Origin of the sequence: Ralstonia psammae (genome assembly GCF_958405935.1) — a bacterium.
In the GTDB taxonomy this organism is placed as follows: Bacteria; Pseudomonadota; Gammaproteobacteria; order Burkholderiales; family Burkholderiaceae; genus Ralstonia; species Ralstonia psammae.
Genome location: NZ_CATZBU010000054.1, coordinates 1 through 663 on the forward strand (window position 1 = coordinate 1; position 663 = coordinate 663).

Genomic DNA, 663 nt, shown 5'->3' on the forward strand with positions numbered 1-663 from the left:
GTTCCACGTAATGACTAGGCTTACTGATAGTCACAAGACTACTCGCTATTTAAGAGAGTCCTCGTGTCCGGAGATTCAGGGGGCTGCTCCAGTTCTCACCCGAGGTGCGCGAGCGCGCCGTGCGCCTGGTGCAGGAGCATCGAGGCGAGTATCCGTCGCTCTGGGCGGCGGTTGAATCCATCGCACCCAAGATTGGCTGCGTACCGCAGACGCTGCTGGACTGGGTCAAGCGTGAAGAAGTCGACAGCGGGCAACGCGAAGGCTTGAGTAGCAGCGAGCGTGAACGCCTCAGGGCGCTGGAGCGTGAGGTCAAGGAGCTGCGCCGCGCCAACGAGATTCTCAAGACGGCCAGCGCGTTTTTTGCGCAGGCGGAGCTCGACCGCCGACTCAAGTCGTGAAGGCGTACATCGACCGCTACCGCGATGCGTATGGGGTCGAGCCCATCTGCAAGGTCTTGCAGATTGCCCCGTCTTGCTACAGGCGCCACGCGGCGCGGCTTCGCAATCCGGCACTGCGCAGCAAACGCGCCCAACGCGACGATGCGCTCATCTCCGACATCAAGCGTGTCTGGCGTAAGCATCTGATATGTACCGTCGCCCCGCCTTGAGGAACTGATGCGATGATCGTCTGCGACGGACACGGACGACCGACTGTGTCCACAAC

At 61.5% G+C, this 663-nt stretch carries 1 pseudogene and 1 other annotated feature; the pseudogene reads left to right on the forward strand.

Annotated features, from left to right (window positions below):
• Positions 1-83: 83 nt before the first annotated feature.
• A pseudogene (locus R2N16_RS25445) lies at positions 84-583 on the forward strand (transposase); the annotation flags it as partial.
• Positions 353-469, forward strand: a sequence feature (AL1L pseudoknot). Its footprint overlaps the pseudogene before it by 117 nt.
• Positions 584-663: the final 80 nt, after the last annotated feature.